The 25,335-nt window shown below is 63.0% G+C and carries 25 protein-coding genes, 1 tRNA gene and 1 riboswitch; of the genes, 10 read left to right on the top strand and 16 right to left on the bottom strand.

The window, feature by feature from the left end:
- Positions 1-2 precede the first annotated feature (2 nt).
- From pheT to H7A13_08050, 6 genes are all read left to right on the top strand, one after another.
- Positions 3-2,387 carry a phenylalanine--tRNA ligase subunit beta gene (gene pheT / locus H7A13_08075; protein MCP5333299.1) on the top strand — a complete coding sequence of 795 codons (2,385 nt, stop codon included), beginning with the start codon at positions 3-5 and terminating at the stop codon, positions 2,385-2,387.
- Between the two features lie 6 nt (positions 2,388-2,393).
- A complete protein-coding gene (ihfA, locus tag H7A13_08070) occupies positions 2,394-2,708 on the top strand; it encodes an integration host factor subunit alpha (protein ID MCP5333298.1) in 315 nt (104 codons plus the stop codon).
- Positions 2,683-3,039, top strand: coding sequence for a MerR family transcriptional regulator (locus H7A13_08065; GenBank protein MCP5333297.1), 357 nt, complete (start codon positions 2,683-2,685; stop codon positions 3,037-3,039). Before ihfA ends, H7A13_08065 begins: the two co-directional genes overlap by 26 nt.
- A gap of 139 nt (positions 3,040-3,178) precedes the next feature.
- Entirely contained in the window at positions 3,179-3,709 is a 531-nt protein-coding gene (locus H7A13_08060) for a hypothetical protein (protein ID MCP5333296.1), read from the top strand.
- A 70-nt stretch (positions 3,710-3,779) separates the two neighbouring features.
- The gene (locus H7A13_08055; protein MCP5333295.1) at positions 3,780-4,034 is read left to right on the top strand and encodes a hypothetical protein; all 255 of its coding nucleotides are present in this window, start codon (positions 3,780-3,782) and stop codon (positions 4,032-4,034) included.
- 160 nt (positions 4,035-4,194) lie between these two features.
- Positions 4,195-4,449, top strand: a complete 255-nt coding sequence (locus H7A13_08050) for a YdcH family protein (protein MCP5333294.1) — start codon at positions 4,195-4,197, stop codon at positions 4,447-4,449.
- Positions 4,450-4,492: 43 nt separating this feature from the next.
- Here the strand turns inward: H7A13_08050 and cysK are convergent, their stop codons facing one another.
- Positions 4,493-5,461: a cysteine synthase A gene (gene cysK / locus H7A13_08045; GenBank protein MCP5333293.1), complete on the bottom strand. Its 969-nt coding sequence runs from the start codon at positions 5,459-5,461 to the stop codon at positions 4,493-4,495.
- Between the two features lie 459 nt (positions 5,462-5,920).
- Positions 5,921-7,066 (bottom strand): enoyl-CoA hydratase/isomerase family protein, encoded by a 1,146-nt coding sequence (locus H7A13_08040; protein ID MCP5333292.1) that lies wholly within the window; start codon positions 7,064-7,066, stop codon positions 5,921-5,923.
- A 124-nt stretch (positions 7,067-7,190) separates the two neighbouring features.
- Between H7A13_08040 and H7A13_08035 the strand changes: the two genes are divergently transcribed.
- Positions 7,191-7,267: transfer RNA gene (locus tag H7A13_08035), tRNA-Pro, on the top strand.
- A gap of 26 nt (positions 7,268-7,293) precedes the next feature.
- Here H7A13_08035 and H7A13_08030 read toward each other — a convergent pair.
- The 13 genes from H7A13_08030 to H7A13_07970 form a co-directional block, all read right to left on the bottom strand.
- Positions 7,294-8,010, bottom strand: a complete 717-nt coding sequence (locus H7A13_08030) for an MBL fold metallo-hydrolase (protein MCP5333291.1) — start codon at positions 8,008-8,010, stop codon at positions 7,294-7,296.
- Positions 8,011-8,137: 127 nt separating this feature from the next.
- Positions 8,138-9,145, bottom strand: a complete 1,008-nt coding sequence (rpoS, locus tag H7A13_08025; protein ID MCP5333290.1) for an RNA polymerase sigma factor RpoS — start codon at positions 9,143-9,145, stop codon at positions 8,138-8,140.
- Positions 9,146-9,239: 94 nt separating this feature from the next.
- The gene (locus H7A13_08020) at positions 9,240-10,028 is read right to left on the bottom strand and encodes a peptidoglycan DD-metalloendopeptidase family protein (GenBank protein ID MCP5333289.1); all 789 of its coding nucleotides are present in this window, start codon (positions 10,026-10,028) and stop codon (positions 9,240-9,242) included.
- Between the two features lie 45 nt (positions 10,029-10,073).
- Positions 10,074-10,715 (bottom strand): protein-L-isoaspartate(D-aspartate) O-methyltransferase, encoded by a 642-nt coding sequence (locus H7A13_08015; protein ID MCP5333288.1) that lies wholly within the window; start codon positions 10,713-10,715, stop codon positions 10,074-10,076.
- 26 nt (positions 10,716-10,741) lie between these two features.
- Complete coding sequence (surE, locus tag H7A13_08010) at positions 10,742-11,500, bottom strand: 5'/3'-nucleotidase SurE (protein ID MCP5333287.1); 759 nt, start codon at positions 11,498-11,500, stop codon at positions 10,742-10,744.
- Positions 11,497-12,039 carry a 2-C-methyl-D-erythritol 2,4-cyclodiphosphate synthase gene (gene ispF / locus H7A13_08005; GenBank protein MCP5333286.1) on the bottom strand — a complete coding sequence of 181 codons (543 nt, stop codon included), beginning with the start codon at positions 12,037-12,039 and terminating at the stop codon, positions 11,497-11,499. Before ispF ends, surE begins: the two co-directional genes overlap by 4 nt.
- On the bottom strand, positions 12,036-12,782 hold the full coding sequence (gene ispD, locus H7A13_08000) for a 2-C-methyl-D-erythritol 4-phosphate cytidylyltransferase (protein MCP5333285.1): 747 nt from the start codon (positions 12,780-12,782) through the stop codon (positions 12,036-12,038). Before ispD ends, ispF begins: the two co-directional genes overlap by 4 nt.
- Positions 12,782-13,117: a septum formation initiator family protein gene (locus H7A13_07995; GenBank protein ID MCP5333284.1), complete on the bottom strand. Its 336-nt coding sequence runs from the start codon at positions 13,115-13,117 to the stop codon at positions 12,782-12,784. The genes ispD and H7A13_07995 overlap by 1 nt, the downstream gene beginning before the upstream one ends.
- Before the next feature lie 18 nt (positions 13,118-13,135).
- Positions 13,136-14,425, bottom strand: coding sequence for a phosphopyruvate hydratase (eno, locus tag H7A13_07990; protein MCP5333283.1), 1,290 nt, complete (start codon positions 14,423-14,425; stop codon positions 13,136-13,138).
- Positions 14,426-14,476: 51 nt separating this feature from the next.
- Positions 14,477-15,310 carry a 3-deoxy-8-phosphooctulonate synthase gene (gene kdsA, locus H7A13_07985; protein MCP5333282.1) on the bottom strand — a complete coding sequence of 278 codons (834 nt, stop codon included), beginning with the start codon at positions 15,308-15,310 and terminating at the stop codon, positions 14,477-14,479.
- Between the two features lie 13 nt (positions 15,311-15,323).
- Positions 15,324-16,979 carry a CTP synthase gene (locus tag H7A13_07980; protein ID MCP5333281.1) on the bottom strand — a complete coding sequence of 552 codons (1,656 nt, stop codon included), beginning with the start codon at positions 16,977-16,979 and terminating at the stop codon, positions 15,324-15,326.
- A 112-nt stretch (positions 16,980-17,091) separates the two neighbouring features.
- Positions 17,092-17,847, bottom strand: coding sequence for a putative DNA-binding domain-containing protein (locus tag H7A13_07975; protein ID MCP5333280.1), 756 nt, complete (start codon positions 17,845-17,847; stop codon positions 17,092-17,094).
- The gene (locus tag H7A13_07970; GenBank protein ID MCP5333279.1) at positions 17,844-18,761 is read right to left on the bottom strand and encodes a DUF692 domain-containing protein; all 918 of its coding nucleotides are present in this window, start codon (positions 18,759-18,761) and stop codon (positions 17,844-17,846) included. Before H7A13_07970 ends, H7A13_07975 begins: the two co-directional genes overlap by 4 nt.
- 172 nt (positions 18,762-18,933) lie before the next feature.
- Between H7A13_07970 and arsS the strand changes: the two genes are divergently transcribed.
- The 3 genes from arsS to H7A13_07955 are packed head-to-tail and all read left to right on the top strand — an operon-like array spanning position 18,934 to position 22,754.
- A complete protein-coding gene (arsS, locus tag H7A13_07965) occupies positions 18,934-19,905 on the top strand; it encodes an arsenosugar biosynthesis radical SAM protein ArsS (GenBank protein MCP5333278.1) in 972 nt (323 codons plus the stop codon).
- An 18-nt stretch (positions 19,906-19,923) separates the two neighbouring features.
- Positions 19,924-22,080, top strand: a complete 2,157-nt coding sequence (locus H7A13_07960) for an FAD-dependent oxidoreductase (protein ID MCP5333277.1) — start codon at positions 19,924-19,926, stop codon at positions 22,078-22,080.
- On the top strand, positions 22,080-22,754 hold the full coding sequence (locus H7A13_07955; protein MCP5333276.1) for a TIGR04283 family arsenosugar biosynthesis glycosyltransferase: 675 nt from the start codon (positions 22,080-22,082) through the stop codon (positions 22,752-22,754). The genes H7A13_07960 and H7A13_07955 overlap by 1 nt, the downstream gene beginning before the upstream one ends.
- 27 nt (positions 22,755-22,781) lie before the next feature.
- Here the strand turns inward: H7A13_07955 and H7A13_07950 are convergent, their stop codons facing one another.
- Positions 22,782-24,893 carry a carboxy terminal-processing peptidase gene (locus H7A13_07950; protein ID MCP5333275.1) on the bottom strand — a complete coding sequence of 704 codons (2,112 nt, stop codon included), beginning with the start codon at positions 24,891-24,893 and terminating at the stop codon, positions 22,782-22,784.
- Between the two features lie 131 nt (positions 24,894-25,024).
- Positions 25,025-25,244: riboswitch (cobalamin riboswitch) on the top strand.
- The last annotated feature ends 91 nt before the right edge of the window (positions 25,245-25,335 follow it).

Here is a 25,335-nt window from a genome sequence, read left to right as displayed (position 1 = left end):
GCATGAAGTTTAGTGAAGCCTGGTTGCGTGAATGGATCGATCCGCCTTTTGCCACGGCGGAGCTGTCGGCCCGCCTGACGATGGCTGGCCTCGAAGTGGATGGCCAGAGTGCGGCAGCGCCCGCACTCAGTGGTGTGGTGGTGGCCGAGATCATCGCGGTGCAGCCGCACCCCAATGCCGATCGGCTCAGACTCTGCCGCGTCAACGCGGGTGAGCGGGGGGAGTTGGAAGTTGTCTGTGGCGCCCCCAATGTGCGAGTCGGCCTGCGCGTGCCCCTGGTGCTGGCTGGCGCTCGCCTGCCGGATGGCAGCGAAATCGTCGCCACCACTGTGCGTGGAGTCCATTCGGCGGGCATGCTGGCCGCAGCCAGTGAGCTGGGCCTCGATCTGGCAGGCGAGGGTTTGCTGGAACTGGATGCGCAGGCACCGCTTGGTGCCGCGCTGAGTGATGTGCTGCAACTGGATGATCAGATCATCGAGATCGGTCTGACGCCGAACCGCGGTGACTGTCTCGGCATTGCCGGATTGGCCAGGGAGGTGGGGGTGCTGGCGCGTCAGGCGGTTTGTGCTCCGGCCGAGCGCACCGTACCCGCGTTGAGCGAGCGGGTCATTCCCGTGCGGGTCGAAGCACCCGAGGCCTGTCCGCGTTATCTCGGCCGCGTGATAGAAAACATCCAGCCGGACTGCAAAACACCGCTGTGGCTGCGTGAACGGCTGCGACGCAGTGGCGTCCGCTCGATCAGTCCAGTGGTGGATGTGACCAACTACGTGATGCTGGAGTTGGGGCAACCGCTGCATGCCTTTGATCTGGAGAAAATTCAGGGCGGCATCCAGGTGCGCATGGCGCGCGCGGGCGAATCGATCACCCTGCTCGATGGTCAGCAGTTGCAGTTGGATCAGGAGGTTCTGCTGATCGCCGATGCGGTCAAGCCGTTGGCGATGGCCGGCATCATGGGGGGCGCGGACTCTGGCGTCACCGCGACGACACGCCACCTGTTCATCGAAAGCGCCTTCTTCGCCCCATTGGCGATTGCCGGCCGAGCCCGGCGTCATGGGCTGCACACCGATGCCTCTCATCGCTATGAACGCGGTGTCGATTTTGAACTGCCGCGCCGTGCGCTGGAGCGGGCCACCGCATTGCTGACCGGGATCGTGGGCGGGGTGCCCGGTCCGATCATCGAGCAGGTGCAGCCCGAACTGCTGCCAAAGCCCGCAGTCATCGCGTTGCGGGCATCGAGGATCAGCCGGCTGCTGGGCATGGAGATGGCGCCGACGGAGGTGGAAGATCTGCTCGGCCGCCTGGGTTGCCGGATCGAGTCCGAGGCTGCCGGGCAGTGGTGCGTGACAGTGCCCAGTTTTCGTTTCGATCTGAACATCGAGGTCGATCTGATCGAAGAGCTGGCACGGTTGCATGGCTATGACCGGCTGCCCACCCGTGTTCCACTCATGCCGCTCCAGCCTGGTGCCGGCTCCGAACGGACCCTGTCGCTGCGGGAGTTTCGCCGGCGCCTGACCGCTCGGGGTTATCAAGAGGCCATCACCTACAGCTTTGTCGATCCGGAGCTGAACCGCCTGATCGATCCGGCCCACGAAGCCTTGCCGCTGGCCAATCCCATGTCCAAAGAGATGGCGGTCATGCGCGGCAGTCTCTGGCCCGGTCTGCTATTGGCGCTGCGGGGCAACCTCAATCGGCAGCAGTCCCGCGTCCGCCTGTTTGAAAGTGGGCTACGCTTTGTACAGCAAGGTGATCAACTGCTGCAGGAGCCGATGCTGGCTGGAGTGATTGCGGGATCGCGCCATCCGGAGTCCTGGGGCATCACCAACAGTGAAATGGTCGATTTCTTTGATCTCAAGGGTGACATCGAGACTCTTTTTGCACTGACTGGCGCACGGCATCAGCTCGAACTGCAGCCAGCACACCATCCGGCACTGCATCCCGGACAATCGGCACAGCTTGTCCGGGATGGCAAGGTACTGGGTCAGATGGGGCAGCTCCATCCCACCCTTGTAGATAGCTTTGACTTGAAGTCAGTTCCATATCTTTTTGAATTAAATTTGAATTTAGCGCTTGAGAATCATCTCGAAGCCTACAGGAGCTGGTCTCATTACCCAAGCGTGAGGCGGGATCTGGCGTTTCTGGTCGACCGGGAGTTGCCGTTCAGGATGCTCGAGCAGGCGATCAAGGCCGCTGCCGGGCCTGATCTGTCGCAGCTGATCCTGTTTGATCTGTATCAAGGAAAAGGCATTGATCCTAAAAGAAAAAGTATGGCATTGGGGTTGATATTTCAATCACAATCGCACACTCTTGGCGAAGCGGAAATCCAGAGCAGTCTGGATGCGGTGATCCGTGCATTGGAGCAGCGGTTTCAGGCGGAGATGAGGAGATAACAACAGATGGAGTCGCGTGTGCTCACCAAGGCGGAGATGGCTGAACGCCTGTTTGAAGAGGTGGGGCTCAACAAACGTGAAGCGAAGGAGATCGTTGAACTCTTCTTCGAAGAGATCAAACTCTGTCTTGAGTCAAACGAGCACGTCAAGTTGTCTGGATTTGGCAACTTCGAGTTGCGAGACAAGAATCGGCGACCTGGACGAAATCCGAAGACCGGTGAAGAGATTCCGATCACTGCACGCCGGGTGGTCACCTTTCGTCCGGGGCAAAAACTGAAGGCGCGTGTCGAAAACTATGTTGGAACCAAGCCAAAACAATGAGTTGCCGGTCATTCCCGGAAAAAAGTACTTCACCATCGGTGAAGTGAGTGAACTGTGTGACGTCAAACCCCATGTGCTGCGTTACTGGGAGCAGGAATTCCCGCAGCTCAATCCAGTCAAGCGGCGCGGCAACCGCCGTTACTACCAGCGGCAGGAGGTGCTGCTGATCAGGCAGATTCGCAGCCTGCTCTACGATCAGGGCTATACCATCGGCGGCGCACGTCAGCGGCTGTCAGGTGATGAAGCCAAGCATGAAGAGACACAATACCGGCAGTTGGTGCGTCAGATGATCGCGGAACTGGAACAGCTTCTGCTCCAGTTGAAAGAGTGATTGGCCGCCGGTCGCGCTTTTGCCGAATGTTGTTTCATCGCACCAGCCATGCCGGCTGCACCCAGTTTCGCATCCATGAAAAACGAGCATTGAATCGGGTGTGCGCACCGTGCGGGGCAATCGAAGCTGAGGTCCATGCATGAACGATGCGTTGCCCAGGCGGGTTGGCCAGAAGCTCCATTTTGCACGCATCCATCTGCGTGAACTCGAAAAGATGGCGGGACTCTCCGCCACCGACCTGCTGTCGCGGCGGGTTGCCTACAGCGAATCCTTTGCTTTTCATCTGACTGGTGCGGTGCGCTGCCATCTGATTGAAGTGGCGGGTTTTTACAAGATTGATCCGCTGCCTGCGCCGGATCTTGAATCGATGCTGTCACTGCTGGCCGAGCGGTGTGGAGCCTCACCGGAAATCAGTGAGCTGCGAATTCTTGCATCGCGTGGCGACTCCTGGCTGAAGCGCCTCGCTGTTTTTTACCATGCGTGCAGCGAGGGGATTGGCGTCAACAGCGAGCCGGCACGGAATGGCCTGGAATCGCACATGACCTTGCTTGATCTGCAAGAGCTTGCTGAACAGCGGGCCGTTCTGCCCACTGTCGCTGAATGCGCGAGCTGGTTGAGTGCGGCCATGGAGTTGATAGAGCGGCAGCGGCAAGGCATGGCGCAGTGGTAACAAGGCGGTTGCGTTGACAGCGGTGCGCTTCGGGGGGTATTTTCAAGGCTCCCTGAAGCAGGAGTGATAGATGGCCGCAACCTTTCTGGAAATTGTCGAGCTCGCCGATGGTGAAGTGGTGCTGCAGCGCAGTGATGGCGCGGGTGATCCGCTGATCCAGCTGCGCTTCTCCGATGAGGCCATCTCCTATCTGAATTCCTCCCATGTCGAAATCGCCAAGGCGATGATCCAGGCTGGAATCCAGCTCATCGGCAGAGCCCATTCGTTCTCTGCTCATCTTGATCAGGGTGCCGATGACGATCTGGAACCTCGCACTCTGCATTGATTCGATTGCCCTCTGCCGAGAGTCGCTTGACTGCGGCAGATGCCCGCTTGTCTGAGAGGGTACGGACGATCGCAATCGCCATCGGGGTGTCGCTGTTGCTTGATGCAGGTCATGGTGCCGCCTCGAGGGTATGAGAAGATGAGCCGACGCAGCAGAAGGGGTGAAGATGGACAAGCATGATTTGATTCACGAATTGCCTGAATACCGCGAAGCGATCCATCGTCTGAAAATGAATGATGCGCACTTCGCCAGGCTGTTCGAACGCTACCACGATGTTGACCGGGAGGTGCGACGCATCGAGACCGGCATCGAAGTCAGCTCGGATGGCTACATCGAAGGCCTCAAGCGTGAACGCCTGTGGCTGAAGGATCAGCTTTACGGTCTGCTGCAGGCACAGGCCAAAACGGCAGAGTGAGCGGCTGATTGTTGTCAGCGCCGCCCCTGCAATGGCTTGTGCTTCATTGCTGCAGTTCGGCCTCGGTGAACAGCCCTTCGAAGAGTGCGCTCGACAGATAGCGCTCCGCCGAGTCGGGCAGGATCACCACGATACATTTGCCCTGATGCTGGGGCTGTGCGGCGACGCGGGCTGCTGCGGCGGCAGCGGCGCCACAGGAGATGCCTGCCAGAATGCCTTCTTCGCGCATCAGGCGGTGGGCGAAGGCGATCGCCTCGTCATTGCTGACCTGTTCGACCTGATCGACCAGACCGAGATCGAGATTTTTCGGCACGAAACCTGCCCCGATGCCCTGAATTTTGTGAGGCTTGTGGGCGGGTGCCTTGCCTTCGAGGGTGTTTTTGATCACGGAGGAGTCAAGGGGCTCCACGGCCACGGTGGTGATCGGTTTGCCCTGGGTCTGCTTGATGTAGCGTGAAACGCCGGTCAAGGTCCCGCCGGTGCCAACGCCTGCGACCAGGATGTCGATTTTGCCATCGGTGTCGCGCCAGATTTCTGGACCTGTGGTCTGTTCATGGATGGCAGGGTTGGCCGGATTCTCGAACTGCTGCAACAGCAAGTAGCGGTCGGGGTTGCTCTGGGCGATCTCCTGCGCCTTGACGATGGCACCGTTCATCCCCTTGGATGGGTCGGTCAATATCAGCTTGGCGCCAAGCGCACGCATGATCTTGCGACGCTCCAGAGAGAAGCTTGAGGGCATCGTCAGGGTCAGTCCATAGCCTCTGGCCGCAGCGACATAGGCGAGTGCGATGCCGGTGTTGCCGCTGGTGGGTTCGACCAGTTCCATGCCCGGCTTCAGTCGGCCTGATTTTTCCGCATCCCACACCATCGACGCGCCGATCCGGCACTTGACCGAGTAGGCGGGATTCCGCCCTTCGATCTTGGCGTACACGCTGCCTTGGGTCACGCGATTCAACTTGACCATCGGGGTATTGCCGATCGACAGGCTGTTGTCCGCAAAGAGATTGGCCATGAGGACTCCTTGAAAAGCTTGATGATGGGTGTGGTCCGTTTCAATCCGGCCCTCGCAGTGTGCCCGATGGTCGGTGAGGAGGCAATCTGCCACCGTGAAGTGGGAGCACGGCCTGCGATATCGGCATCTTTTTTCTAAGAGATGTCTCAAATCGTCGGCGGTCTCTTCTTAAAAATTTGCTGACCAATGCGTCAAATTATTCTTAATAGATTGATAACAATATTTATTTTATATTCTTCAGCGCTGTCGTCTGCGCTTTTTGCTTGAGCGGGGTGATTCAAAGCCACAGGGTTTTGCTAGATTTGCTCCCGCATGGAAGCAATGCAGGAGGCGCAATGCAGGATGCACAAATAGGGAGGTTGCAACGGAACTGAGCCGACAGGGTTGTTAGGCTGGATAAAAGGGGCGTACTGGATGGGCGCCCCTTTTATTTTTCCCCCATCTTCGTTCTCGTCACCTCTAGTTCAGATCGGCCAGCGGATGTCTGCCATCCGGCCACGGCGCTTCAGTAAAACTTTCGAGCAGTCGGTCAGGCAGCGCGCGAATAGAAGGATAGCGCCACTTTGGCCGTTGATCACGTTCGACCAGCCGGGCGCGCACTCCTTCGGTGAATTCGTGCTGACAGGCGCACTGTAGTGACAGCACCAACTCCTGTCGGAACGCCCCAGCCAGTGAAGCAGGCGGCTGTTCGCGCAACTGGTGCCAAGTGAGCAGCGCCGAAATCATCGACCCTTCTCGCAGATTTTTCACCGCGCCGGCAAGCCATGGATCATGCTGTGGCAGTTCCAGGATGGCCTCCACGACAGCGGCCAACTCAGTGGCCGCGCAGGTTTCATGAATGAGGCTCTGGTGTTTTTCGGTTGCTGATTCAGGTGGCTGGGCAGATTGCTTTCCAGCGATCTCTGCGAGCAGCGCACTCAAGTGCTGGTGGTTGCTGGTGCTCTCCTGGTTCCACTGCGTCTGTTGCAGGCGCTGTTCGACCTCGACCTGGTTTTCACGGCTGAGCAGGTGATCGGCCACACCAAGCAGCCGCGCATCGCTGGCATTGAGCGGGGCGCCGGTCAAACCGAGAAACAGGCTGATCTGCCTGGGCAGTTGCCCGAGAAACCAACTGGCGCCGGCGTCGGGATAGAGGCCGATGCGGATTTCCGGCATGGCCAGGCGTGAGTCGGGCGTGACCACCCGGTGGCTGCAACCGGCCATCAATCCCCATCCACCCCCCATGACGATGCCGGATCCCCAGCACAGCAGCGGTTTTGGATAGCGGTGCAGCAGGTGATCGAGCCGGTATTCGCGGCTGAAGAACGCTTCGGCGTAGGGATTGGGTCCGTCGGGGTGGGCGATCATGCTGCGATGGAGTTCGACCACATCGCCGCCGGCACAGAAAGCGCGCTGGCCGGCACCCTTCAGCACCACCAGAATCAGTTCAGGATCTTCGGCCCATCGCCGCAGCTGCTGGTCGAGCAGTTCGATCATCGGCAGCGACAGCGCATTGAGGGTGCGCTCGGCATTCAGGATCGCATGGCCGATCTTGCCGCCGTGGCGGTTGGGTTGCTCGATGAACAGAACCGGTGGATCGAGTTGGTGGTCGGGGCGGTTGTTCACGCAACTGACATCCAGGGCGGTGAGTGAATCCACGGCTTCAGAGGTGCCGCAAGCCTTTCGTCAACAGCTGCTTTCGGCTATAGTTCGCGCCTTTGCAGGCCCTTGGGCCCGTGATGCCGAGTATCGGGGCGTAGCGCAGCTTGGTAGCGCACCACACTGGGGGTGTGGTGGTCGCAGGTTCAAATCCTGTCGTCCCGACCAATTCCGATCTCTTCTTCGTTTCACGTCTACCGGACGTGGCCTGCGCCAAGGGTTATCTTTCGAAACGGGCTGGCCACGGCGAATCCAGCGCTTTCAAACAGTGGTTCGTCACCGGGCAGATGGTGATAAATCACCATGCGGCCACGCTGTGCGGCATCGTATTCGCGCAGCAGGTCATCGAGACCGCTGTGAGATGGATTGCCGGTGACACGGGCATCATGCAGGATCACTTCTCCCTGACTGGCATGTAGCAGCAGTTGCTCCGGAATCGGCCGGGTGTCGCCACTGTAGAAGAACTGACCCGGCAGAGCCAGGCCAAAGGCGCTGTCGGGCAGATGGTGGCGGGCAGGAAAGACCCGATAGTGGTTGTGCTTCAACCAGAAGCCGGTATCGACCGGAATCAGCCTGAATGAATCCCAGAAGTTGACGCCCCCTTCGGCCAGGCAACTGACGCCGGCTGCCAGCCGATGGTGCAGGGTGGTCAGCAGGGTCACCGGAACGAACAGCCGGATCTCCCGTGGTTCAGGTGCGAAGGTGGCGCGGTAGAAGAGCGTCTCCAGGCCGCCGATGTGGTCGAAGTGGCAGTGGGTGATGAAGAGTGCTTCGGGCAGCCGCTGATAGCAGGCTTCATAGCGCAGCAGGGTGTCAGGGCCGCAGTCGATCAGCAGCTGGGGTTGGCCAGACTCTTCGATGACGCAGGCCGAACTGCCGAGTTCGCTGCCGCCAGCCGGACCGGTGCCCATGAAGCAGGCGGAAAAACGTGGCTGATCGATGCTCATCGGTGGCAGTTCAGCATGAAGTGCGGTGACGTGCCGGACGGGTCAGCCGCCGCCCACCGGCGAGCCGGTCGGGCGGTAACCGGACGTGGCTTCAACTGAAGACCGCTTCGCTGCTGAGGCCATTTTCTTCCATGATTTCACGCAGTCGCCGCAGGGCTTCGACCTGGATCTGCCGGACCCGTTCGCGGGTGAGGCCGATCTCCTTGCCGACATCCTCGAGCGTGGTCATTTCATAACCGCGCAGACCAAAGCGGCGTGACAGCACTTCGGCCTGTTTGTCCGACAGTTGGTCGAGCCATTTGCCGAGGTTGGCGTGCAGGTCGTTCTGTTGCAGGGTTTCGACCGGATCGGGCAGGTGCAGATCGGGGAGGGTATCGAGCACCGAGCGGTCGGAATCGGCGGCAACCGGCACATCGATCGAGGTGATGCGCTCGTTCAGCTTGAACATGCGTGTCACGTCGTCGACCGGCTTGTCGAGCAGCTTGGCGACATCGTCGGCGGTGGGATCATGGTCGAGGTGCTTGGTCAGCTCGCGGGCCGCCCGCAGGTAGACGTTGAGCTCCTTGACGATGTGGATCGGCAGCCGGATGGTGCGGGTCTGGCTCATGATGGCCCGCTCGATGGTCTGACGAATCCACCAGGTGGCATAGGTCGAGAAGCGAAAGCCGCGCTCGGGGTCGAATTTTTCGACGGCCCGGATCAGCCCGAGGTTGCCCTCTTCGATCACGTCGAGCAGAGAGAGGCCACGGTTGAGGTAGCGGCGGGAGATCTTCACCACCAGGCGCAGGTTGCTCTCGATCATGCGGTTGCGGGCTTTCAGTTCACCGCGCAGTGCGCGGCGGGCGAAGAAGACCTCCTCGCGGGCCGACAGCAGTGGCGTGAAGCCGATTTCGCTGAGGTAGATCTGGGTGGCGTCGAGATTCTTCTGCAGCGTGACATTGATCGAGGCGTTGCTGCCTTCGACGGTGGTCACTCCATGGGTCACACGCCGGCTCGCTCTGCCCAGTACGGCGGACAACCCCTCATCCAGCGCCGAGGTGTCATCGAGGGTTTCGAACTCCTCGTCCACCTCATCGAAGGTGAGAATGTCATCGTACATGTCGAAGTTGCCCACATCTGCTGACGCATAGAACCCGCTCATTGTTCTGCTCCCAAACATCACTGTCAATCGAGGTCATTGGGACTGGAATCCGCTAGGGCTGCCGAGGCAGGTAGAGCAGCGGATCGATGGGTTTGCCTTGACGACGAATCTCGAAGTGCAGCAATCCAGTTGTTTGCCCATCACTTCCTGTTTCGGCAATGGGCTGCCCAACTTTAACCTCTTCTGCTTCGGCGACCAGCAATCGACGGTTGTAGCCGTAGGCGCTCAGGAACTCGTCGTTGTGTTTGATGATCAGCAGGTTGCCGTAGGCACGCAGTCCATTGCCGGCGTAGACCACGGTTCCGCCGGCAGCCGCCAGTACCTGGGTGCCTTCGGGTGCGGCGATGTCGATGCCCTTGTTGGTGCCGCCGGCGCTGTCATAACCGCGCAGCACCTTGCCGGCCACCGGCCAGCGCCAGGGCAGCGTGCTGGTGACGGAGGAAGTTTCTGCCGGAGCTGGAGTTCTGACCGGTGAGCCTTTGGCATTGACGGGGGTTGAGTGACCGGCGCTGCTGGCGGAGGTGTCGCGGCTGAGCCGCAGGCGCTGACCGGGATAGATGGTGTAGGGCTCCTTGATGCCATTGAGGGCGGCCAGTTGACGGTAATCCATGCCATGACGAAAGGCGATGGCGACCAGTGTGTCGCCCTTGACTACGACATACTCTCGTGGTGGGGTTCGGCGAGGTTCGGTCTTGCTGCGCTTATTCTCTGCGGTGGCGTCGTCGTGGTCGGACAGCGGCAGCGGCGAGGCACAGGCGCAGAGCAACAGGGTGATACCCAGAAGGGCGAGCCAGCGGCTGTTCCGTGGGTCGAAGGGATGCTGCCGGGCCGCGATGTGCATGGAGGAGACAGTCCGAGCGGGTGGTCCGGCCATGGCGGGCAGGGCTCAGCCGGAGAGGGCGCCAGGGATCAGCGGCACGAACAGCACCCGCTCCAGCGTCTCTTCGCGCAGCAGACCCTCACTGGAGCGGGTGATGCGTTTGAGCAATTGATTCTGCAGGCGACCGACCGGCGTCACCATGCAGCCGTCTGCTGCCAGTTGGGCCAGCAGTGCCTCCGGGAGCGTGGCGGGTGCCGCCGAGACGATGATGCCGCCAAATTCGCCGCCGCCGGGCCAGCCCTGATGGCCATCGACATGGTCGGAGAGGACATTCCGGTAACCCAGTTGACGCAGTCTCTGTCGTGCCCGCAGCAGCAGCGGGCGAATGCGTTCGATGGTGAAGACCTTGGGAACCAGTTCGGCAAGCAGCGCGGTCTGGTAACCGGAGCCGGTGCCGACCTCCAGCACCTGCTCGGGCGTGCCATGGGCCAGCAGGGCCTCGAGCATCCGCGCGACGGTGTAGGGCTGCGAGATGGTCTGGTTGAAGCCGATCGGCAATGCCTTGTCTTCATAGGCGTGGTGTGCCATCGCCTCGTCGATGAAGAGGTGGCGCGGCACTTCGCGCATTGCCTCCAGCACCTGTCTGTTGCTGATGCCCTGCTGGCGCAACCGGTCGATCAGCCGCTCACGGGTGCGGACCGAGGTCATGCCGATGCCGAGCGTGCCGGGGCGCATCAGCGCAGACTCTCCAGCCAGCGGGTCAGGGTGTCGAAGGCTTCATAGCGGGTCATGTCGATCTGCAGTGGCGTGACCGAGACATAGCCATGGCGCACCGCGTCGAAGTCGGTGCCGGGGCCGGCATCCTGTTCCAGGCCCATCTGTCCGATCCAGTAGCCCTGCCGACCGCGCGGATCCTGAAACGGGGTGGGGCCGGGCGAGACACCACGGTGGCCGAGCCGGGTCAGCTTGATCCCCTGCAACTGATCGAGCGGTAGATCGGGCACATTGACATTGAGGACGGTGCGGGGCTCCAGATGGAGCCGATCGGCCTGCTCGATCAGGCGTCGCACAATGATGGCGGCGGTCTGATAGTGGTGCAGTTCGTTTTCTCCCTGTCGAACCAGCGAAACGGCAATCGGCGTGGCATGCAGCGCGCGGCCTTCCATCGCGGCCGCCACTGTGCCGGAGTAGAGCACATCATCGCCGAGGTTGGCACCGGAATTGATGCCGGAGACGACGCGGTCGGGCGGTTGCGCACTGAGCGAATGGATGCCGAGGTGGACGCAGTCGGTCGGGGTGCCGGCAATGCTGATGAAGCCATTGTCGTGGGTGCGTGGATAGAGTGGACGGTCGAGGGTCAGAGAGTTGCTGGCACCGCTGCGGTCACGGTCGGGTGCCACCACTGTCAAGGTGCCGAGTCGGGCCAGCTCCCGGGTCAGGGCGGCGATGCCCGGGGCGAAAACGCCGTCGTCGTTGGAGATCAACAGATTCATGATGCAGTGATTCCTTGGCTGGGTGTCGCTTGATTGCCCGGGGTGGCACGCTGGAGCAGAGCCACCGCGTGGGCGGCGATGCCCTCGCCCCGACCGATGGCGCCGAGCCGTTCGGTGGTGGTGGCCTTGACGTTGATCTGGCACGTCTGGATGCCAAGCGATTCAGCGATGGTGGCCCGCATCTGTGGTACATGAACGGCGATGCGCGGCTGCTGGGCCACCAGCGTCAGATCGGCATTGGCCAGTTGCCAGCCCTGCTGGCTGATCTGCGCCAGACAGTGCCGCAGCAACTGACGACTGTCGACACCTGCGTAGGCCGGATCGCTGTCGGGGAACCAGTGGCCGATGTCGCCGAGGGCGGCCGCGCCCAACAGTGCATCCATCAATGCATGGAGCAGCACGTCGCCATCGGAGTGGGCGACGATGCGAAAGGCGCAGGGGATGGCCACGCCGCCCAGCACCAGCGGTCGGGTGCCGGCCGAGTGGTCGCTGCCATCGACCAGACGATGGACGTCAAAGCCGTGACCGATGCGCATCATGCGCTGGCTTCCCGAGCGAATTGCGCCGCCTGGCGCTGCAGATGGAACTCGGCCAGCGGTAGATCCTCGCTGCGGGTCACCTTGATGTTGTCGTCACTGCCGGCCACCAGCAGCGGGCGATGGCCGATCAGTTCCATCGCCTCGGCCTCGTCGGTGACCAGTTGCTGACGGGTGGTGGCCTGTTCCAGCGCTGTGATCAGCGGCTCCAGCGTGAACAGTTGCGGGGTCTGGGCATGCCAGAGCCGGGTTCGCGAGACAGTCTGTTGAACCTGATGGGTCTCGTCCAGCCGCTTCATGGTGTCGCGCACCGCCACGCCGAGCAGCCCGCCGTCGGCATGGTGTGTGGTCTGTTCGATCAGTGTGCGGATGTCGGCCGGGCGCACACAGGGGCGGGCGGCATCGTGCACCAGCACCCGTTGATGGCCAGCCGCCTGTTCGCGCAGCCGGCGCAGGCCGGCCAGCACCGAGTGGCAGCGTTCGGCACCGCCCGTGACAGTGGTGATGCGTGGGTGGTCGTGCAGGCCAAGAGTGGGCCACCAGCGGTCGTGCGGATGCAGCACGACGACGATGGCTTGAATTTCAGTCAGTTGCAGCAGCCGTTCGAGCGTGTGTTCGAGCATCGCCCTGCCGAGCAGCGGCAGGTATTGCTTCGGCAGCTCGGCGCCCAGACGGCTGCCAAGACCCGCGGCGGGCACCACCGCCCACAGTGGGGTCGTTGATCTGGTCGGTGGCGAGGCACTCATCAGCGGGGCTGTGGCCCGGGCCTCTGACCAGCGTGGGTCTGTTCATTGACGAACAGGAACAGCGTCTCGTTCGGGCGAACCAGGCCCAGCTCTTCGCGGGCCTTCACCTCGATCTGCTCCAGCCCGCTCTTCAGCGAGGTGACTTCGAGTCCGATCTGCTCGTTGCGGGCCTGCAACAGGGCATTCTCCTGCTGCTGGCGCTCAATGCCCTGTTGCAGCCGCTGCAGTTCCAACCGGCTGCCAACCCCGCTCCACAGACTGAGCTGCAGGGCCGCCAGCAGAAACAGCAGCAGCAGAGCGAGCCAGAGACGATGCTCACGCCTGAGTCTGTTCACGCATCACGCTCGCCGCGGTCACCCGCGAAACTCAGCCCGACCCCGGTATGGCGCACGGCCCTGCAACTCCTCTTCGATTCTGAGCAGACGGTTGTATTTGGCAACCCGGTCCGAGCGGCAGAGCGACCCGGTCTTGATCTGTCCGGCAGCGGTGGCGACGGCCAGATCGGCGATGGTGGTGTCTTCGGTCTCGCCGGAGCGGTGGGAGATCACCGTGGTGTAACCCGCGGCCTTGGCCATGCGGATCGCGGCCAGGGTCTCGGTCAGACTGCCTATCTGATTGAACTTGATCAGGATTGAGTTTGCAATCCCCTGTTCGATGCCGCGTTGCAGAATCCGGGTGTTGGTGACGAACAGGTCATCGCCGACCAGCTGCACGCGCTCGCCGATCAGCTGGGTGAGCTGCTTCCAGCCACTCCAGTCGCTCTCGTGCATGCCATCCTCGATCGACAGGATCGGATACTTGCCGGCCAGTGTGGCCAGGTAGTCGGCAAAACCGCCGGCGTCATAGATCTTGCCTTCGCCGGTGAGCCGATAGTGGCCATCGTGGTAGAACTCCGAGGCGGCGCAGTCGAGCGCCAGGGTCACCTCCTTGCCGAGTTGATAGCCGCTTTTCTGGATCGCTTCGAGAATCGCCTCGAGGGCGGCTTCGTTGCTCGGCAGGTTGGGGGCAAAGCCGCCCTCATCGCCGACCGAGGTGGCGAGTCCACGCCCATGCAGCACCTTCTTCAGGCTGTGAAAGATCTCGGCGCCGCAGCGCAGCGCTTCGGCAAAGCTGGGCGCGCCGACCGGCTGGATCATGAACTCCTGGATGTCGACGTTGTTGTCGGCATGTTCGCCGCCGTTGATGATGTTCATCATCGGCACCGGCAGCGTCAGTTGCGTGGTGCCGTTGAGTTCGGCGATGTGCTGGTAGAGCGGCTTGCCGAGTGACTGGGCGGCCGCCTTGGCGGCGGCCAGCGAGACGGCGAGGATGGCATTGGCGCCGAATTTCGACTTGTTTTCGGTGCCGTCGGCTTCGATCATCGCTTGGTCGAGTGCGGCCTGATCGGTGGCATCACGCCCCTTCAGCAGTGCCCCGATCGGGCCGTTGACATGGCCCACCGCCTGCAGAACGCCCTTGCCGCCGTAGCGGGCCGGGTCGCCATCGCGCAGTTCCAGTGCCTCCCGTGAGCCGGTCGAAGCGCCAGACGGGGCGCAGGCAGTGCCGACGACGCCGGAGTGCAGCAGCACGTCGGCCTCGATGGTCGGATTGCCGCGGGAGTCGAGTACCTCGCGGGCGCGGATCTGTCTGATGGTTGCCGTCATTGCCTCATTTCTCCATGTCAGCGCGGTGCTGCCGATCGGCAGCGTTGGGATTCACAGGGTGGTTTCGATCAGTCCCTGCTGTTTGACCAGGTGGTCGATGTCACGCAGGGTGTGCAGCAGCTCGCCCATCCGGGCCAGCGGCCAGGAGTTGGGGCCATCGCTCTTGGCGCGGTCGGGATCGGGGTGGGTCTCCATGAAGAGTCCGGCGACACCGGCGGCGACTGCGCCGCGGGCCAGCACCGGCACCATTTCGCGCTGCCCACCGGAGGCGCTGCCCTGGCCGCCGGGCAACTGCACCGAGTGGGTGGCATCGAACACCACCGGTGCGCCGGTCTCGCGCATCACCGCCAGCGATCGCAGGTCACAGACCAGGTTGTTGTAGCCGAAGCTGACGCCGCGCTCGCAGACCATGATCTGCGGGTTGCCGGTGGCGCGCGCCTTGGCGACGACATGGGCCATGTCCCATGGGGCGAGAAACTGCCCCTTCTTGATGTTGACCGGCAGGCCGGCGGCCGCCACCCGCTGGATGAAGTTGGTCTGGCGGCACAGAAAGGCGGGCGTCTGCAGCACCGAGACCACCGAGGCCACCTCGTCGATCGGCGTCTCTTCATGGACATCGGTCAGCACCGGTACGCCGATCTGCGCTTTGACCTGCTCGAGGATGCGCAGGCCGGCATCGATGCCCGGTCCGCGGTAGCTCTGATGCGACGAACGGTTGGCCTTGTCGAACGACGATTTGTAGATGAAAGGAATGTCGAGAGCGCGGCAGAGTTCGGCCAGCTCGCCGGCGGTGTCGAGCGCCAACTGCTCCGATTCGATGACACAGGGGCCGGCAATCAGAAAGAACGGCCGGTCGAGCCCCACTTCAAAGCCACAGAGTTGCATGGTCGCGCCTCATTCAGTCGGAGTGGATGGCAAGTGGTCGGCCACTGCGCTGGCGGTGGTCGAGCGCCGCACGCACGAAGCCGCTGAACAGCGGATGGCCGTCGAGCGGTGAGGAGGTGAACTCGGGGTGGAACTGGCAGGCGACGAACCAGGGGTGGTCCTCCAGTTCGATCGCTTCCACCAGTGCATCGTCCATCGACCAGCCGGAGATCTTCATGCCCTGCTGCTGCAACCGTTCGAGGTAGTTGTTGTTGACCTCGTAACGGTGGCGGTGGCGCTCGGTGATGATGTCGCGGCCGTAGAGTTCACGAATCCTGCTCTGCTTGACCAGTCGACACTCCTGGGCTCCCAGCCGCATGGTGCCGCCGAGATCCGTGCTCTCTTCGCGGGTCTCGATGCTGCCGCTGCGGTCGGCCCACTCGGTGATCAGCCCGATCACCGGGTCGGGAGTGATCGGATCGAACTCGGTGCTGTTGGCCTGCGGCAGCCCCAGCCGGTTGCGCGCCAGCTCGATGACCGCCAGTTGCATGCCGAGACAGATGCCCAGATAGGGGATGCCCTGTTCGCGGGCATGGCGCACCGCCTTCAGCTTGCCCTCGATGCCGCGCACACCGAAACCGCCGGGGACCAGAATCGCATCGACGCCGATCAGTTTGTCGATGTCGCTGCTCTCCAGCTCCTCGGAGTCGATGTAGCGGATCGTCACCCGGGTGCGGCTGTGGATGCCGGCATGGATCAGTGCTTCGTTGAGCGACTTGTAGGCATCGAGCAGATTGATGTACTTGCCGACCATCGCAATGGTGATCTGCTGCCGGGGGTTGAGCTGCGCCTCGACCACCTGCCGCCAGGGGGTCAGGTCGGCCTGCCGGCAGTCGATGCGCAGCATGTCGGTGACGATCTCATCGAGCCCGCTCTGCTGCAGCAGCAGCGGAATGCGGTAGATGGTGTCGGTGTCGAGCAGCGGGATCACCGCGCGCTGCTCGACATTGGTGAAGAGCGCGATCTTGCGCCGGGCATCCTCGGGAATTTCATGGTCGGAGCGGCAGATGAGGATGTCGGGCTGCAGGCCGATCGAGCGCATCTCCTTTACCGAGTGCTGGGTCGGTTTGGTCTTGGTCTCGCCGGCGCTGGCGATGTAGGGAATCAGCACCAGATGCATGAACAGGCAATGCTGGGCGCCCAGTTCCAGCTTGAGCTGGCGGATCGCCTCCAGAAAGGGCTGTGACTCGATGTCGCCGACCGTGCCGCCCACTTCGACCAGCGCGACGTCGACATTGCCGACCCCCTCGATGATGCGACGCTTGATCTCGTCGGTGATGTGCGGAATCACCTGCACCGTGCCGCCTAGGTAGTCGCCGCGGCGCTCCTTGCGCAGCACGGTCTCGTAGACCCGACCGGTGGTGAAGTTGTTCAGCCGGCTCATGCGCGCATGCAGAAAACGCTCATAGTGGCCGAGGTCGAGGTCGGTCTCCGCACCATCCTCGGTGACGAAGACCTCGCCGTGCTGGAACGGGCTCATGGTGCCCGGATCGACGTTGATGTAGGGATCGAGCTTGATCATGGTGACCTTCAGGCCACGCGCTTCGAGAATCGCGCCGAGCGAGGCCGAGGTGATGCCTTTGCCAAGGGAGGAGACCACGCCTCCGGTGACGAAAATGTACTTGGTCATGCAGGATCCTGTTGGAAACCGAAGGGCGTTGCGCGATCCGTCATGGATCGGCCGGGAGCGGGGCGCGAGTATATCAAATCGGCGGCAGCGGTTCAGGGGTGGCGTCGGCGACTCAATCACTCTCCAGCGTGGCGATTGCTCGGCTCGCGATCAGCAGCCGCAGCGTCTCGGTCAGATCGAAACCGGCAGTGGTGGCCAGATGGGCTTCGAGTGCGCTGCCAAGGGGCTCTCCTTTCAGCAGGCGCCCGATGAAGTCGCCGGCAGCCAGCGGCAGCGGAATCAGCTCGACATCGAGCTGAGGACGGAGGATCAGCGCGCTCTCGGGCAGAACCGGATCGACGGCGCGCAGATCGCCGCGGCCCTGATGCGCGGCCCAGATCGACACCACGGCATGGCGGGAGGTCAACAGCCTGACCGACGGCTGAAAGGTGATCTTCAGCCGTGCCAGCGTTGCCGGCTGCTGCAGCTGCCGGGTCAGGCTGGCGGTCGGCAGCTCGACGGCATCGGCCGCGTGACAGGCTTCGATGCGCAGCCACTCCAGTCGGGCGACATCGGCGAGGTAGGGCAGGGTCGCGGCGGGCGCGAAACTGTCGATGAAGTTGGGCAGCGCAGCGCCATGGCAGGCCAGCATCGGCAGGCGCGGTGGTGCTTGCCGGATGAACTGCCAGACCATGGCGTTAAAGAATGGCTCGCCGACCAGCGTCCGGGTGACCGGATAGCTCTGCGCCAGGGCGCTGGTCAGCGAGACCCGCAGGTGGTTACGATGGATGGCGAAACGGGCGGCGGGGTCGGAACCGTTCCAGACCCGCAGCCCGGCTGGAGTGGGCAGCGTGGGGTCGAGCAGCGCCTCCAGCAGTGACTGGTTCATCGCCCGCTCCCGGAGCGGGCGAGCTCGGTCCGATCGAGGTCGCGCAGCAGCCGTTCGGCCTGCTGGCTCTCTTCGAACAGCAGATCGAAGGGCGGCAGCTCATGGTCACGCTCCAGCAGCGTCGCCACCGGACCGAGCAGTGCCAGCGCCTGCCGATAGAGCTGCCAGACTTCAGCCGCCACGGGCCGATCGTGGCTGTCGAGCAGCAGCGGGGCGCCGGCGTCATCCTGCGTTTCGCTGAAGCCGGCCAGATGGATCTCGCCGACCGGGCAGCTCGCCAGGGCGCGCAGAGTGGCAGCGGTGTCACGCTGGTGGTTGATGCAGGAGAGATGCAGGTTGCTCAGATCGAGCAGCAGAGCGCAACCACTGCGGCGCAGCAACTCCTGAATGAAATCGGTTTCGGCCATCGTCGAGGCGGCGAATTCGACATAGGTGGCCGGATTTTCCAGCAGGATTTGCCGTTGCAGATGGGTCTGGGTCTGTTCGATGTGGTCGCAGAGCCGTTGCAGCGTCACTGGGGTGTAGGGCAGCGGCAGCAGGTCGTTGAAAAAAAAGCCGCCATGGCTCGACCAGGCCAGATGTTCGGAGAAGCTCTCGGGCTGGTAGCGGTCGAGCAGCGCCTTGAGCCGGTCGAGGTGGTCGACATCGAGTGGCGCCTCGCCGCCCAGCGACAGCCCGACGCCATGGATCGACAGCGGGTAGCGCTCACGGATGCGGGTCAGATAGTGGTGGTGCGGGCCGCCGGCCATCAGGTAGTTTTCGGCATGGACCTCAAAAAAGCCGATGTCGGGCCAGTCGCTGACGATCCGTTGAAAATGATCGGCCTTCAGGCCCACGCCCGCGCGTGCCGGCAGGCTGTTCATGGGCTTTTCAGCAAAGGGGAGGCCGTGCGGCAATGGTGGTTGTGACGACATCCGCTGTGATGCGTTGATCTGGTTTGAATGCGCTGCGTGGGGCGCCACATTGGACCCCCGGTCCGGAGTGGTCAAGAGTGAGCGTGGTCGAATCTCTTTGTGCTGTTGTAATGGCGCGCCGAATGCTCTGCAATGCGCTCTTGTCACACCAACCGAATGTACCGGGGCCGCCATGCATGCCACCCTGCCACTGTTGCAGCCGAGTGATTTTCCTGCCCTGCAGCGCCAGCGGCTGACCACCCTGCAGGTCAACCTCGGTTACCGCTGCAATCAATCCTGCCTGCACTGCCATGTCAATGCCGGTCCGACCCGCAAGGAGCAGATGGAGGCTGACACCCTGGCGCTGATTCCACGGGTGATCGAGGCCTGCGGCATCGATACGCTCGATCTGACCGGTGGCGCGCCGGAGCTGCACCCCGACTTCAGGGCAGTGGTGCGCAGCGCGCGGGCGCTCGGTGTCAGGGTGATCGACCGTTGCAACCTGACGATCCTGTTCGAGCCCGGACAGCAGGATCTGGCCGAGTTTCTGGCGGCCGAGCAGGTCGAGGTGGTGGCATCGCTGCCCTGTTATCTGCCCGAGAATGTCGACCGCCAGCGCGGCAATGGCGTGTTCGACAGGAGCATTGCCGCGCTGCAGCGGCTCAACGCACTCGGCTATGGCCGCGCCGGCAGTGGCCTGACCCTCAATCTGGTCTTCAATCCGCAGGGGCCATCGCTGCCACCCAGCCAGAGTGCGTTGCAGGCCGACTATGCGCGTGAGCTTTATGCGCAGTTCGGCATCGTCTTCAATCAGCTCTTCGTGCTGGCCAACATGCCGATTCAGCGCTTCGGTTCGACGCTGATCTCCAAGGGCAGCTTCGCCGACTACCTGCGGCTGCTGCGGGAGAATTTCGCCGCCGCCAACCTCGAGCAGGTCATGTGCCGCACATTGGTCAGTGTCGACTGGCAGGGCCATCTGCATGACTGCGACTTCAATCAGCAGTTGGGACTGCCGCTGCCGGCGTTCGATGGTCTGGACTCGCCGCCACATCTGCGCGATCTGCTGCGCGTTGCGCTGGAGGGACGGCCGATCCAGGTGGCCGACCACTGCTATGGCTGCACCGCCGGACAGGGCAGCAGTTGCGGTGGTTCGCTGAATCAGTAGGCGTCAGGAGTTCATTCGATGCGAAAAGGCGCGATTGCGGTCGGACTGCTGGGGCTGGTCATGCTGTTCTTCGCGCTCGGGCTGCACCGCCAGTTGACCTTCGATCAGCTCAAGGAGAGTCTCGGTCAGCTCATGGCATGGCGTGCCGCCGAGCCGTTCCGCAGCGCGCTGCTGTTCTTCGTGCTCTACCTGCTGGTGACGGCGCTGTCGCTGCCCGGCGCGGCCATCATGACGCTGGCGGCGGGGGCGCTGTTCGGCCTGGGCTGGGGCTTCGTGATCGTCTCCTTCGCCTCCAGTCTGGGTGCGACCCTGGCCTTCATGACCGCGCGCTACCTGCTGCATGATGCCGTGCAGCGACGCTTCGGCAATCGGCTGCAGGCGATCAATGCTGGAATGGCCCGCGATGGCGCCCTCTATCTCTTCACGCTGCGGCTGGTGCCGATCTTTCCGTTCTTCATCATCAACCTGCTGATGGGGTTGACGCCAATCGGCAGCTGGACCTTCTACTGGGTCAGTCAGCTCGGCATGGTGGCGGGCACGCTGGTCTATGTGAACGCCGGCACCCAGTTGGCCCAGCTCACTGATCTGTCTGGCATCTTCTCGCCTGCGCTGCTGCTGTCGTTGGCACTGCTCGGGTTTTTTCCGCTGCTGAGCAAGCGGCTGTTGCAGACTTGGCAGCGACGGCGTGTGTATGCCCGCTGGCGCCGACCCCGCCGTTTCGACCGCAATCTGCTGGTGATCGGTGGTGGTGCGGCGGGTCTGGTCACTGCGTACATCGCTGCGACGGTGAAGGCGAGGGTGACCCTGATCGAAGCGCATAAGATGGGGGGCGACTGCCTCAACCATGGCTGCGTGCCGAGCAAGGCGCTGATCGAAGTGGCCCGTCTGGCCCATGCCATCCGCCATGCGCCAAGACAGGGGCTGGTGGTGGGCGAGCCAGTGGTCGACTTTCGCAGGGTGATGGCGCGGGTGCAGGCGGTGATTCGGCAGATCGAACCGCATGACAGCATCGAGCGCTACACCGGGCTGGGCGTCGAGGTGCTCGAAGGCCGGGCCCGCCTGGTCGATCCGTGGACGGTTGCGGTGGCAATGAAGCAGGGGGGCGAGCGGCGGCTGACCGCACGCAGCATCGTGCTCGCCACCGGTGCCCAGCCACTGGTGCCGCCGTTGCCGGGGCTGGAGGAGGTGGGTTATCTCACCAGCGACACCCTGTGGGCGCAGTTCGCCACGCTCGATGTGCTGCCTGGACGGATCGTGGTGCTGGGCGGCGGTCCGATCGGCTGTGAGCTGGCGCAGAGCCTTGCCCGGCTGGGGGCGGAGGTGACCCAGATCGAGCGCTCCGAGCGCATCCTGCAGCAGGAGGATGAAGAGGTTGCCCTGCTGCTGCAGGATGCGCTCGGACAGGAGGGTGTGATCCTGCTCACCGGCCATCTGGCACTGCGGTGCGAGCGCGACGGCGAGCGCAAGTTCATCGTGGTCGCCGATGCAGAGCAACAGACGAGACGCATCGAATTCGATGCACTGATCTGCGCGGTCGGCCGTGTTGCCCGGCTGACCGGTTATGGTCTGGAAGAGCTGGGCATCGCGACCGACCGCAGGGTGCAGACCAATGACTACCTCGAGACCCTCTACCCCAACATCCTGGCCGCCGGCGACCTGGTGGGGCCCTGGCAGTTCACCCACGCAGCCGCGCATCAGGCCTGGTATGCCGCCGTCAATGCGCTCTTTGGCCAGTTCTGGCGCTTCCGCGTCGATCACTCGGTGCTGCCGCGCGCCACCTTCGTCGATCCGGAGCTGGCGCGTGTCGGGCTCAACGAGCAGGAGGCCAGGGCCCAGGGGGTGCCCTACGAGGTCACCCGTTATGAACTGGCCGAGCTGGACCGTGCCATCATCGATGACAAGAGACGGGGCTTCGTCAAGGTGCTGACGGTGCCCGGGAGAGACCGCATCCTCGGTGTCACCATCGTTGGTGAGCAGGCTGCCGAGCTGATCGCCGAGTTCGTGCTGGCGATGCAGCAGGGGGTGGGTTTGAACGCGCTGCTGGGCACCCTGCACATCTATCCGACGCTGGCCGAAGCCAACAAGTATGTCGCCGGGCAGTGGCGACAGGCCCATGCGCCGCAGCGGCTGCTGGCCTGGGCGGCGCGTTACCACCGCTGGCGGCGGGGTGGCTGATGCGGCTCTGCATCATCGTGCCGATTCTGAACGAGGCGCAGCGGTTGCCCCGGTTGCTGGATGAGCTGGCGCCGCTGCAACGGCAGGGTGTCGAGGTGATCCTGGTCGATGGCGGCAGTGACGATGGCTCCGCCGGGATGGTCGAGGCGGCCGGTTTCACCCTGGTCCGCTCTGCGCGCGGGCGCGCCCGGCAGATGAACGCCGGCGCGGCGCTGGCCCGTGGCGACACCCTGCTGTTTCTGCATGCCGACACCCGCCTGCCGGCGCAAGCCATCCAGTCGATCGAGCAGGCGCTGGCGGCTGGCACTGCCTGCTGGGGCCGCTTCGATGTCACCCTTTCGGGTCGCTCCTGCCTGCTGTGGGTGGTGGCGCGAATGATGAACTGGCGCTCGCGCTGCTCCGGCATCGCCACCGGCGACCAGGCGATCTTCGTCACCCGGGCGGTCTTTGATGCGGTCGGTGGCTTTCCCGACCAGCCGCTGATGGAGGACATCGAACTCTCCCGGCGACTCAAGCGGCGCTCGCGCCCTGCCTGTCTGCGCAACCGGGTGCTCACCTCGGGCCGCCGCTGGCACGGCAAGGGCCCATGGCGGACGATTCTGCTGATGTGGCGGCTGCGCTGGGCCTATTGGCGCGGCACGCCGGCGGAGCAGTTGGCGCGCCGCTATCGCTGAAGCCAGGTCGGCAGGGCTGCGGGCGTGTTACCGCTGATCTTGCGCTGAGCCATCCTGCCTGACCAGGTGTTGCTGTTTGTCGAGCGCCATGTAGTCGACCAGAATGTGGCCGCTCTCGACGATGAGCGGATCCTTGCCCGGATCGGGGTTGAGCTCATCCTTCTCTTCGCTCTTGGCGATCTGGGTCACCGAGCTGAGCGGCGCCTCACCGCGGCTGGCACGCAGTTGATTCTCCAGATCGAGCCGTTCACGTTCGATCTTCTCACGTTCACTGTCACGCGTTTTTTCGTTCAGTGAGAGCTCTTTCTGATCACGCAGCCGTTTTTGCAGTTCGGCCCGCCTGATCAGATAGATGAACTCCGGGTTCTGGTCGCTGCGCTGAGCATGGTTGGTGCGCAGCAGCGGCAACAGGCGCTGGTGATCCTCGAAGATGCGAAAGGGGGTCGCGGCGATGGTGTCCCACGGCAGTGCATCGGGCAGGGCGCTTTCGCCGATCTCCTTGGTGTCGACCAGGCTTGGAAAGCTGATGTCAGGGGTCACGCCGCGGTTCTGGGTGCTCTGCCCCGAGATGCGGTAGAACTTGGCGGTGGTGATCTTGATCTGCCCCTCGTTGAGGTCGATCAGGGACTGCACCGTGCCCTTGCCGAAGGTCTGTTCGCCAATGACCAGTCCGCGCTGATAATCCTGTATGGCGCCGGCGAAGATCTCCGAGGCCGAGGCGCTCAGGCGGTTGACCAGCACCGCCAGCGGACCGCTGTAGAAGATGCGCGGGTCAGGATCGCCCTGCAATTCGGTGCGGCCATTGTTGAGTCGCACCTGGACGGTGGGGCCCTGCTGGATGAACAGGCCGATCAGTGAGTTGACCTCCTGCAGCGAGCCGCCGCCGTTGTTGCGCAGATCGAGCACGATGCCGTCGACCTTGGCGGCCTTGAGTTCGCCAAGCAGCCTGGCCACATCGCGGGTGGTGCTCTTGTAGTTGCGATCGCCACGGCGCTGGGCCTCGAAATCGGCATAGAAGGCGGGCAGGGTGATGACGCCGATGCGGGTCTGGCTGCCGTTCTGGTCGACCGGGAAGATTTTCGACTGGGCCGCCTGCTCTTCGAGCTTGACCTCGTTGCGCTCGATGGTGACGATCTTGCTGCCACCCTCGGTGCGGTCATGCGGGATCACCTTCAGACGCACCTGCGTGCCCTTCTTGCCGCGAATCTTCTCGACCACGTCATCCAGCCGCCAGCCGACGATGTCGACCAGCTCACCCTCGGCACCCTGACCCACCGCGATGATCCGGTCGCCGCTGTGCAACTGCCCCGATTTGTCGGCCGGACCCTTCGGCACCAGCCGGACGATCTTGATCTCCTCATCCTCCGAGCTGAGTACGGCGCCGATGCCTTCGAGCGAGAGGCTCATGTTGATCTGGAAGTTCTCCGACAGCCGAGGGGAGAAGTACTGGGTGTGCGGGTCGAAGTTGCTGGTCAACGCATCCATGTAGAGCTGGAACACATCGCGGCTGCCGGTCTGCTGCAGGCGGCTGAGCTGGTTGTGAAAGCGCTTGATCAGCACCTGGTTGGCCTTGGCCGGATCTTCATGGTCGTCGGCCAGCCGCAGCGTGATCAGGCTGTTCTTGAGCTGCCGGCGCCACAGCTGCTGCTGCGCGGCGCTGTCCCGCGGCCAGGGGGCCTGTTCGCGGTCGAGATCGAGGCGCTCGTCTTGCGTCAGATCCAGCGTCTGTGGCTGCTTTTCGAGCAGGTCGAGCGAATAGGTGAGCCGTTCGGCCAGCCGTTGCTGGAAGCGGTTGTAGATGTGAAAGGCCGGTTCGACATTGCCGGTGCGCAGGCCGTCATCGAGCAGTTTGCGCACCGTCTCGAATTCCTCGATGTCACGGGTCAGAAAATGGCTCCGTGTTGGATCGAGCAGTTTCAGATAGCGGTCGAGCAGCTTGCTGGAGAGCTGGTCATCGATGTCGACATGCCGGTAATGGTTCTGCTGCAGGTGTATCAGCACCTCTTCGGCGATGTCGCTGAACTCCCCCTTGTAGTCGAGGAGGGCGACCGGTGTGGGTGCGGCCGTGACGCTGGTGATGCACAAAAAGAGCAGCAGCAGTGCGCGGGCCGCCGTTTCAGGATAAAAAAATTGCTTCATGAATCCAGGGGTGCGATCGGGAATGGAAGGAGTGATGCGTTTTTTTTTGCAACTGCTGCCGCGCTGAAAAGCTTAACTGATTCGGTTGCGGCTCGCCATGCGTGGGTTTGACACCGACGGATCGGATACCTAATATCCGCCGCGCTTCTGGTGTCCCAACGGCATTCGCCGGCGGGATTAAACGGGAAGCCGGTGCGTCCCTCGTCACGAGGTGACCAGTCCGGCGCTGCCCCCGCAACGGTAAGCGAGTCGAGGTGCCGCACGATGCCACTGGGTTCGACCTGGGAAGGCGCGGCACCGGGAGCAATCCACTCGCAAGCCCGGAGACCGGCCAGTTGCTCAGGTACGGCAATCGCGGAGGGCGATGCGCGGCAGTGGGCGGTGCGCCGGTGGGCGTGCCCTGCGTCCGGTTTTCCCTTTGCGGCCGAGCACTTTTTTCAAA

It is taken from the genome of Pseudomonadales bacterium (assembly GCA_024234215.1).
Lineage (GTDB): Bacteria > Pseudomonadota > Gammaproteobacteria > Pseudomonadales > UBA5862 > JACKOQ01.
This window is presented reverse-complemented; position numbering and strand designations above follow the sequence as displayed.